Genomic DNA, 8,844 nt, shown 5'->3' on the forward strand with positions numbered 1-8,844 from the left:
GCCTGTCGACTGGCGCTGCCTTTGCAGGGGCGGGCTTGCCCGCGAAAGCGCCAGTCCAGGCACCACCTGTGCCCCTGCTGACGCATTCGCGGGCAAGCCCGCTTCTACAATCGCGTTGGCCGAACCTGGTTTGAGAACCTGACAGCATGCCCACCAAAGAACACCCCAGTGACCTGATCCGCGCCCGCGACCTGGAGGGTGTCGACGTCTGGACGCTGCCCAGCTTCGACCCTGAGCCTGAGCCCGAGCCGGCGCCCGAGCCCGAGGTGGTCGAGGAAGAGGTCGAGGAAGTGCCGCTGGAGGAAGTCCAGCCGTTGACCCTCGAAGAGCTCGAAGCGATTCGCCAGGAGGCCTATAACGAAGGCTTCGCCACCGGCGAGCGCGAGGGCTTCCACAGCACTCAGCTCAAGGTTCGCCAGGAGGCCGAAGTGGCCCTGGCCGCCAAGCTGGCCGACCTCGAACAACTGATGACGCATCTGCTCGATCCCATTGCCGAGCAGGACAAGCAGATCGAGCAGACTCTGGTGCACTTGGTCGCGCACCTCACCCGCCAGGTGATCTGCCGTGAGCTGCGTACCGACTCCAGCCAGATCACCCACGTGCTGCGCGAGGCCCTGAAGCTGCTGCCGATGGGCGCCGACAACATCCGCATCCACCTCAACCCGCAGGACTTCGAGCAGGCAAAAGCCCTGCGCGAGCGTCACGAGGAAACCTGGAAACTGCTCGAGGACGAAGCTTTGCTGCCAGGCGGTTGCCGTATCGAGACCGCCCACAGCCGCATCGACGCCACCATGGAAACCCGCATGGAAAAGGCCGTGGCGCAGCTGTTCGACCAGCTCCATGACCAGGCCCTGCACCCGGCCACGCCGGACCTTTCCATCGAACTGGGGGCGAACGATGCGCCTTGATCGCACCAGCTTCGGCAAGCGCCTGGGCACCTACGCCGAGGCGGTGAAGCTGCCTGAGCAACCGGTGGTGGAGGGTCGCCTGCTGCGCATGGTCGGCCTGACCCTGGAGGCCGAGGGGCTGCGCGGTGCGGTAGGCAGCCGCTGCATGGTCATCAACGATGACAGCTACCACCCGGTGCAGGTCGAGGCCGAGGTGATGGGCTTCTCCGGCTCCAAGGTTTTCCTCATGCCGGTGGGTAGCATCGCCGGTATCGCGCCAGGCGCGCGGGTGGTGCCGCTGGACGATAGCGGCCGCCTGCCCATGGGCATGAGCATGCTCGGCCGCGTACTCGACGGCGCCGGCCGCGCGCTGGATGGCAAGGGTGGCATGCGCGCCGAGGATTGGGTGCCGATGGACGGCCCGATCATCAACCCGCTCAACCGCGACCCCATCAGCCAGCCACTGGACGTCGGTATCCGCAGCATCAATGGCCTGCTCACCGTTGGCCGGGGCCAGCGTCTCGGTCTGTTCGCCGGTACCGGTGTGGGTAAATCGGTGCTGCTGGGCATGATGACCCGCTTCACCGAAGCCGAGATCATCGTGGTCGGCCTGATCGGTGAACGGGGCAGGGAAGTGAAGGAGTTCATCGAGCACATTCTTGGCGAGGAAGGCCTCAAGCGCTCCGTAGTGGTTGCCTCGCCCGCCGACGATGCGCCTTTGATGCGTTTGCGCGCGGCCATGTATTGCACGCGTATCGCCGAGTATTTCCGCGACAAGGGCAAGAACGTGCTGTTGCTGATGGACTCGCTGACCCGTTTCGCCCAGGCCCAGCGGGAAATCGCCCTGGCTATCGGCGAGCCGCCTGCCACCCGTGGCTACCCGCCTTCGGTGTTCGCCAAGCTGCCCAAACTGGTGGAGCGCGCGGGTAACGGCGAGGCCGGCGGTGGCTCGATCACGGCGTTCTATACCGTGCTGTCCGAAGGTGACGACCAGCAGGACCCGATCGCCGACTCGGCGCGCGGTGTTCTCGATGGTCACTTCGTGCTGTCGCGGCGCCTGGCCGAAGAAGGGCACTACCCGGCCATCGACATCGAAGCGTCGATCAGCCGGGTGATGCCGCAGGTGGTCGATGCAGACCACCTGCGCCAGGCGCAGAAATTCAAGCAACTGTGGTCGCGCCTGTCGCAGAGCCGCGACCTGATCAGCGTGGGCGCCTATGTGGCCGGTGGCGACCCGGAAACCGACCTGGCCATCGCCCTGCAGCCGAAGCTGGTGGGTTTCCTGCGCCAGGGCCTGGATGAAAACGTCGGCATGCGCCAGAGCCGCGACGAACTGGCTGCGGTGTTCGCATCGCCGGCCGGCGGCTGATAGACCATGGCCCAGCCTACCCGAGCTGCGCGCCTGGCGCCGGTGGTGGAGATGGCCGAGGAGGCCGAGCGCAAGGCGGCTCAGCGCCTTGGGCACTTCCAGCAGCAGGTGGCCCAGGCGCAGGCCAAGCTTGCCGAGCTCGAGCACTTTCGCGAGGGCTACCAGGCCCAGTGGATCGACCGCGGCGGACAGGGCGTCAACGGCAACTGGTTAGTCAGCTACCAGCGCTTCCTCGGCCAGCTGGAAACGGCAATGACCCAGCAGCGCCAGAGCCTGGCCTGGCACCAGAACAACCTCAACAATGCCCGTGGCACCTGGCAGCAGGCCTATGCCCGGGTCGAGGGCCTGCGCAAGCTGGTGCAGCGCTATCTGGACGAGGCCCGGCGCGCCGAGGACAAGCGCGAGCAGAAGCTGCTAGATGAGCTGAGCCAGCGCCTGCCGCGCCACGGGCCCCTGTAGTCGCGCAACACGCCCTTGCGGGCCTTACATCGGGCTGCTACACCTTCAGAAGACGTATTCGCCATCATCGAAGGAATCGCACGCATGGCAGTCGAAACTGATTTTTCACGGGATGAAAGAAAGCTGACGATCAAGGTCAAGGGGCGTTTCGACTTCGGCAAGCACCAGGAATTCAGGGAGGCCTACGAGCGCCATTACCTGAAGCCTGCCTCGGTGGTGGTCGACCTGAAGGAGGCCACCTACCTGGACAGCTCGGCGCTGGGCATGCTCCTGCTGCTGCGCGATCACGCCGGTGGCGACCAGTCGGACATCCGCGTGGTGCATGCCAGCCCCGATGTGCGCAAGATCCTCGCCATCTCCAATTTCGAAAAGCTGTTCGATATCAGTTGAGCAGACCATGTCTAGCTCCCAGGCGCTGAGCGTACTGGTCGCTGAGGATGGGGCGGCCGACCGCATGTTGCTGGCGCAGATCGTCCGGCGTCAGGGGCATGAGGTGTTCACCGCGGAGAACGGCGAGCAGGCGGTGGCGCTGTTCGCCGAGAAGCGCCCGCAACTGGTGTTGCTCGATGCGCTGATGCCGGTGATGGACGGTTTCGAGGCGGCCCGCCGGATCAAGGCACTGGCGGGCGAGGCGCTGGTACCGATCATCTTTCTTACCTCGCTCAACGAAGAGCAGGCGCTGGTGCGTTGCCTGGAGGCCGGTGGCGACGACTTCATGGCCAAGCCCTACAGCGCGGTGATCCTCAATGCCAAGATCCGCGCCATGGACCGCCTGCGCCGCCTGCAGGCCACGGTGCTGGAGCAGCGCGACCAGATCGCCCGGCACCACCACCACCTGCTCACCGAGCAGCGCGTGGCCAAGGCGGTGTTCGACAAGGTGGCGCATTCCGGTTGCCTGAGCTCGCCCAACATCCGCTACCTGCAATCGCCCTATGCGCTGTTCAATGGTGACCTGCTGCTGGCTGCCTATACCCCCACCGGCGACATGCATGTACTGCTCGGCGATTTCACCGGTCACGGCCTGCCAGCGGCAGTGGGCGCCATGCCCCTGGCCGAGGTGTTCTACGGCATGACCGCCAAGGGCTACGGCCTGGTGGAAACCCTGCGGGAGATGAACGCCAAGCTCAAGCGCATCCTGCCGGTGGATATGTTCTGTTGCGCCGTGCTGCTCAGCCTGAATTTCCAGCGCGGCACGGTAGAGGTGTGGAATGGCGGCATGCCCGCCGGCTATCGGCTGTCGGCCACGGGCGAGGTGCTTGCGACCCTGCCCTCTCGGCATGTGCCGCTGGGTATCCTGGTGCCGGAGCAATTCGACGACAGCACCGAAGTGATGCCGCTGCGGGTGGATGAGCGGTTGCTGCTGTTGTCCGATGGAGTGGTCGATAGCGACGATGGGCAGGAGCAGCTGTTCGGTGTCGAGCGCCTGCAAGCGGTGCTGGCGGCTAACCGCGACCCGGTCTTGCTGTTCGATGAGGTGATGCAGGCGTTGGCGAGTTTCGGCGGCACTGCGCGCGACGACATCAGCCTGTGCGATATTCGCATGCTCGCTGCGCAGCGCCAGGAGCTGCTGCCGATGGTCTATTCCGACAGCGGACGCTCCAGCCCGCTGGATTGGTCGCTATCATTCGAGATGCGGGCCGACAGTTTGAAACGCTTCAATCCCGTACCCTATCTGGTCCAGTTGTTGCAGGAAATCCATGGCCTGCGCCCCTTGGGCAGCCAGCTTTACAGTGTGCTCAGCGAGCTGTATTCCAACGCCCTGGAGCACGGGGTATTGGGCCTGGATTCCAGGCTCAAGCGCGATGCGCAGGGTTTTGCCACCTATTACGGCGCGCGCAAGCAACGCCTGGCGCGTTTGCGTGAAGGCGCGGTGCAGATCGATGTGAGGGTGGAACCGCTCGGGCGTGGCGGCCGTCTTATCATCGAGGTGCGTGACAGTGGCGCGGGTTTCGATGTTGCCAAGGTATTGGCGCGTCCGCTGCAGGAGCAGGGTTTTTGCGGGCGGGGTTTGAACCTGGTGCGCAGTCTGTGCCCGCAGGCCGAATGGCTTGAAGGTGGGCGCCTGGCGCGTGTGGTGTTTGCCTGGTGAGCCCTGGGCGTGACCGGCTTGATCAAGGAGTGAGCAAGTGACAGAGATGAATATCGATCACAAGGTCCTGAGCGACCTGCAGGAGGTCATGGAAGACGGCTACCTGCAATTGCTGGAAACCTTCCTGGAAGACTCCCAGCGGCGCCTGAACCAACTGCACGAAGCCAAGGACGCCGACGAGCTGGGCCTGGCGGCGCACAGCTTCAAGGGCAGCAGCAGCAACATGGGTGCAGTGGGCCTGGCGCGGCTGTGCCAGCAATTGGAGGATCGGGTGCGCCAGCAGCCGCTGTATGGCATCGAAGACCTGATCAATCGCATCGACCTGGAATTCCTCGAAGTGCAGCATTTTTATCGCAGCGAGCGGCAGCGCGTGTCGGCTGGTTGAAAAACTGGCGCAAGTTTTGCTTTTCTTTGCTCCAGACGTTTTTCATGTTCCTGGCGCGGAGACCTTTTCATGCCTGTCGCACCCAACCCATTACTGCAGAGCGGGCTCGTGAACGCGCCGTCGCGCTCGTCCGTCAGCGCCCCGGACAAAGCCACGCAAGCCCCGGCCAGCCTGGACGGCGGCTTCGACAAGGTGATGGCCAGGCAGGCCCGCGACAATGTGCCAGCGCGCGACGACAAGGCGGCCCAGGCCAAGCCCAAGGACAAACCCGATGTCGCCCAGGGCGGCAAGAAGCCGGAAGACAAGGCAACCCAGGTTGCCGATGGCGGCAACGATTTGCCAGCCAAGGGCGTCAGCGAAACGGCAGAGGCCGACGAGAGCAGCTCGCTCGATGCCAGCCTGGTTGCCGGCCAGGTCACCGAGGCGCTGCCGGGTGGGCAACTGCTCCAGGCCCAGGCCGAGGCCGTGGCGCCGGTGTTGGAGGCAGCTGTGCAGCAGGCCGTGGTGGCGCAACAGCCAGCGGTCGCGCAACAGCCCTTGCCGCCTGCTGCAGCGGTGACCGAAGAGGTGCCGGCCGAAGCCTTCGATCCCGAGGCCGACCCGCTGGCGAATTTGCCGACCTTGCGCTTGGCGCTCGAGCAGAACGCCCAGGCCAAGGGCGTCACCTCCGCGCACGCCAGCACGAGCAGCGAGACACCTGCGCAGCAGCAGGCCGCCAGCAACGGCCAGGGCGCCGTCAATACCTTGGCGAACCTGGCCGATCAGCCTCAGGCCGATGCCGGTCAGTCCGAGCATGGCGAGAAGGCATTCACCGAGTTGCTGGGTGATGGCTTGAAGGATGTCAAAGGCGCGGCCAGCGATACACGTGTCGATGACTTCGCCAACCGCCTGGCCAACCTGACCCAGGCTGTCACGCCGAAGACCGCCAATGCCGTGCCGCCGACCAACCCGCTGCACCAGCCGTTGCAGATGAACCAGGGCGCCTGGAGCGAGGGCCTGGTGAACCGGGTGATGTACCTGTCCAGTCAGAACCTGAAGTCGGCGGATATCCAGCTCGAGCCCGCCGAGCTGGGGCGCCTGGACATTCGTGTCAATGTAGCGACGGACCAGTCCACTCAGGTCACCTTCATCAGTGGCCACGCTGGCGTGCGTGAGGCCCTCGACAACCAGGCTCATCGCCTGCGCGAACTGTTCGCCCAGCAAGGGCTGGCCCAGCCTGACGTCAATGTCGCCGACCAGTCCCGCGAGCAGCGGCAACAACAGGCCCAGCAGGGCGATTCGAACTTCTCCGGCGTGGCCGCGCGCCGTGCCGAGGAAGGCGGTGATGCCGACGAGCTGGCCGATGCTTCGCGGCCGGTGGAGCGCCAGACGGTCATCGGCGACAGTGCGATCGACTATTACGCCTGATGCCGGTTTCTGTACCGGTGTCTTGGCGGCGAGCCTGCTCCTACAGGTAGTGTGCTGAACCTGTAGGAGCGGACTTGCCCGCGAACGCCGCCACGCTGACCCTGCCAATTGCGCGCTCTGTAAAATCTGGCATAACACTTGCTCAAGCCACGTCATCCTTCTTGAAACCCCCGACGGACGACGGATTATTGGCATGGCGAAGAGCGAAGCAGTCAAAGACCCCGCCACTAAAGGCAAACTCAAGCTGATCCTGCTGCTGGTACTGGCGCTGCTGCTGGCGGTCGGCCTTTCGGTGGGCGCGACCTGGTTCATCATGAACAAGAGCGAGCCGGCCCCGGCCCCCGAAGCTGCCCAGACCAACGTCAAGGCCGCGGCGATCTACGAGCCGCTGGCACCGGCCTTCGTGGTCAATTTCAACCAGAACGGTCGCCAGCGCTACATGCAGGTGAGCATCACCCTGCAAGGGCGCAACCAGGCCGACCTGGACGCCCTCAAGGTGCACATGCCGGTGATTCGCAACAACCTGGTGATGATGTTCTCCGGCCAAGGCTTCGACGTCTTGGCCAGCAGTGCCGTGGGTCAGGAAATGCTGCGCCAGAAGGCCACCGCGGTGGTCCAGGAAGTGGCACAGAAGGAAGTCGGCAAGCCGGTCATCGACCAGCTGCTGTTCACCAATTTCGTATTGCAGTAGGAGCACATAGATGGCCGTGCAAGACCTGCTGTCCCAGGATGAGATCGACGCCCTGTTGCATGGCGTCGACGATGGGCTGGTACAAACCGAGAGCGCTGGCGAGCCCGGTGGCGTCAAGAGCTACGACCTGACCAGTCAGGATCGGATCGTCCGCGGTCGCATGCCGACCCTGGAAATGATCAACGAGCGTTTCGCCCGCTATACCCGTATCAGCATGTTCAACCTGCTGCGCCGTTCTGCGGACGTGGCGGTGGGCGGCGTGCAGGTGATGAAGTTCGGCGAGTACGTGCACTCGCTGTACGTGCCCACCAGCCTCAACCTGGTCAAGATCAAGCCACTGCGCGGCACGGCGCTGTTCATCCTCGACGCCAAGCTGGTGTTCAAGCTGGTGGACAACTTCTTTGGCGGCGACGGCCGCCACGCCAAGATCGAGGGGCGTGAGTTCACTCCCACCGAACTGCGCGTGGTGCGCATGGTGCTGGACCAGTGCTTCGTCGACCTCAAGGAAGCCTGGCAGGCGATCATGCCGGTGAACTTCGAGTACATGAACTCCGAGGTCAACCCGGCTATGGCCAACATCGTCGGCCCCAGTGAGGCGGTGGTGGTGTCGACCTTCCATATCGAGCTCGACGGCGGTGGCGGCGACCTGCACGTGACCATGCCGTACTCGATGATCGAACCGGTGCGCGAGATGCTCGACGCCGGTTTCCAGTCCGACCTGGACGACCAGGACGAGCGTTGGGTCAAGGCCCTGCGCGAGGACGTGCTGGACGTCAGCGTGCCGGTGTCGGCCACCGTCGCCCGCCGCCAACTCAAGCTGCGCGACATCCTGCACATGCAACCCGGTGACGTGATCCCGGTGGAGCTGCCGGAACACCTGGTGCTGCGCGCCAATGGCGTGCCGTCGTTCAAGGCGCGGCTGGGGGCGCACAAGGGCACCCTGTCGTTGCAGATCATCGACCCGATCGAGCGCCGCTGAGGGCGCGTCGGTCGCAACCCCGAATTGAATGTTTGTCGAGGAAACCATGGCTAACGAAAACGAGATCACTTCCGCCGAAGACCAAGCGCTGGCCGATGAGTGGGCTGCGGCCCTGGAAGAAACCGGCGATGCTGGCCAGTCCGACATCGACGCGCTGCTGGCCGCTGATGCCAAGGCTTCCGGTGCCGGGCGCCTGCCGATGGAAGAGTTCGCCAGCTCGCCGAAGCCGAACGAGAACGTCTCCCTCGAAGGCCCGAACCTGGACGTGATTCTGGATATTCCGGTGAGCATCTCGATGGAAGTGGGCAGCACCGAGATCAGCATCCGTAACCTGCTGCAACTGAACCAGGGGTCGGTGATCGAGCTCGACCGCCTGGCGGGCGAGCCGCTGGACGTGCTGGTCAACGGCACCTTGATCGCCCATGGCGAAGTGGTGGTGGTCAACGAGAAGTTCGGCATTCGCCTGACCGACGTGATCAGCCCCAGCGAACGTATCAAGAAGCTGCGCTGAATGAAGCGCGTGATGCGGGCCGTGACGGCCATGGGGGCGTTGTTGGCCAGCGAAGTGGCCATGGCTG

10 protein-coding genes are annotated in these 8,844 nt (G+C 64.5%); all 10 read left to right on the forward strand.

Translation table 11 applies throughout. From position 1 onward, the window contains the following. Positions 1-146: 146 nt before the first annotated feature. The 10 genes from fliH to fliN all read left to right on the forward strand — a co-directional run bounded on the left by fliH (position 147) and on the right by fliN (position 8,777). Positions 147-908, forward strand: a complete 762-nt coding sequence (gene fliH / locus RAC97_RS19090; RefSeq protein ID WP_375101105.1) for a flagellar assembly protein FliH — start codon at positions 147-149, stop codon at positions 906-908. Continuing rightward, a complete protein-coding gene (fliI, locus tag RAC97_RS19095) occupies positions 898-2,256 on the forward strand; it encodes a flagellar protein export ATPase FliI (protein WP_375101106.1) in 1,359 nt (452 codons plus the stop codon). Before fliH ends, fliI begins: the two co-directional genes overlap by 11 nt. A 6-nt stretch (positions 2,257-2,262) precedes the next feature. Beyond that, positions 2,263-2,715: a flagellar export protein FliJ gene (fliJ, locus tag RAC97_RS19100; protein WP_375101107.1), complete on the forward strand. Its 453-nt coding sequence runs from the start codon at positions 2,263-2,265 to the stop codon at positions 2,713-2,715. 84 nt (positions 2,716-2,799) lie between these two features. Next, on the forward strand, positions 2,800-3,105 hold the full coding sequence (locus RAC97_RS19105) for an STAS domain-containing protein (RefSeq protein ID WP_375101108.1): 306 nt from the start codon (positions 2,800-2,802) through the stop codon (positions 3,103-3,105). 7 nt (positions 3,106-3,112) lie between these two features. Further along, positions 3,113-4,804, forward strand: a complete 1,692-nt coding sequence (locus RAC97_RS19110) for a SpoIIE family protein phosphatase (protein ID WP_375101109.1) — start codon at positions 3,113-3,115, stop codon at positions 4,802-4,804. A 46-nt stretch (positions 4,805-4,850) separates the two neighbouring features. Continuing rightward, positions 4,851-5,189: an Hpt domain-containing protein gene (locus tag RAC97_RS19115; RefSeq protein WP_375101116.1), complete on the forward strand. Its 339-nt coding sequence runs from the start codon at positions 4,851-4,853 to the stop codon at positions 5,187-5,189. Between the two features lie 69 nt (positions 5,190-5,258). Next, positions 5,259-6,596: a flagellar hook-length control protein FliK gene (locus RAC97_RS19120; RefSeq protein WP_375101110.1), complete on the forward strand. Its 1,338-nt coding sequence runs from the start codon at positions 5,259-5,261 to the stop codon at positions 6,594-6,596. A gap of 193 nt (positions 6,597-6,789) precedes the next feature. Continuing rightward, positions 6,790-7,287 (forward strand): flagellar basal body-associated protein FliL, encoded by a 498-nt coding sequence (gene fliL, locus RAC97_RS19125; RefSeq protein ID WP_375101111.1) that lies wholly within the window; start codon positions 6,790-6,792, stop codon positions 7,285-7,287. 10 nt (positions 7,288-7,297) lie between these two features. After that, a complete protein-coding gene (gene fliM / locus RAC97_RS19130; RefSeq protein ID WP_375101112.1) occupies positions 7,298-8,266 on the forward strand; it encodes a flagellar motor switch protein FliM in 969 nt (322 codons plus the stop codon). Positions 8,267-8,312: 46 nt separating this feature from the next. Continuing rightward, complete coding sequence (gene fliN / locus RAC97_RS19135; protein ID WP_375101113.1) at positions 8,313-8,777, forward strand: flagellar motor switch protein FliN; 465 nt, start codon at positions 8,313-8,315, stop codon at positions 8,775-8,777. Positions 8,778-8,844: the final 67 nt, after the last annotated feature.

Origin of the sequence: Pseudomonas sp. LS_2 (assembly GCF_042709235.1) — a bacterium.
In the GTDB taxonomy this organism is placed as follows: Bacteria; Pseudomonadota; Gammaproteobacteria; order Pseudomonadales; family Pseudomonadaceae; genus Aquipseudomonas.

Coding starts and splice junctions, on each gene's coding strand:
- fliH (WP_375101105.1), top strand. CDS start 147: ATGCCCACCAAAGAACACCCCAGTGACCTGATCCGCGCCCGCGACCTG.
- fliI (WP_375101106.1), top strand. CDS start 898: ATGCGCCTTGATCGCACCAGCTTCGGCAAGCGCCTGGGCACCTACGCC.
- fliJ (WP_375101107.1), top strand. CDS start 2,263: ATGGCCCAGCCTACCCGAGCTGCGCGCCTGGCGCCGGTGGTGGAGATG.
- RAC97_RS19105 (WP_375101108.1), top strand. CDS start 2,800: ATGGCAGTCGAAACTGATTTTTCACGGGATGAAAGAAAGCTGACGATC.
- RAC97_RS19110 (WP_375101109.1), top strand. CDS start 3,113: ATGTCTAGCTCCCAGGCGCTGAGCGTACTGGTCGCTGAGGATGGGGCG.
- RAC97_RS19115 (WP_375101116.1), top strand. CDS start 4,851: ATGAATATCGATCACAAGGTCCTGAGCGACCTGCAGGAGGTCATGGAA.
- RAC97_RS19120 (WP_375101110.1), top strand. CDS start 5,259: ATGCCTGTCGCACCCAACCCATTACTGCAGAGCGGGCTCGTGAACGCG.
- fliL (WP_375101111.1), top strand. CDS start 6,790: ATGGCGAAGAGCGAAGCAGTCAAAGACCCCGCCACTAAAGGCAAACTC.
- fliM (WP_375101112.1), top strand. CDS start 7,298: ATGGCCGTGCAAGACCTGCTGTCCCAGGATGAGATCGACGCCCTGTTG.
- fliN (WP_375101113.1), top strand. CDS start 8,313: ATGGCTAACGAAAACGAGATCACTTCCGCCGAAGACCAAGCGCTGGCC.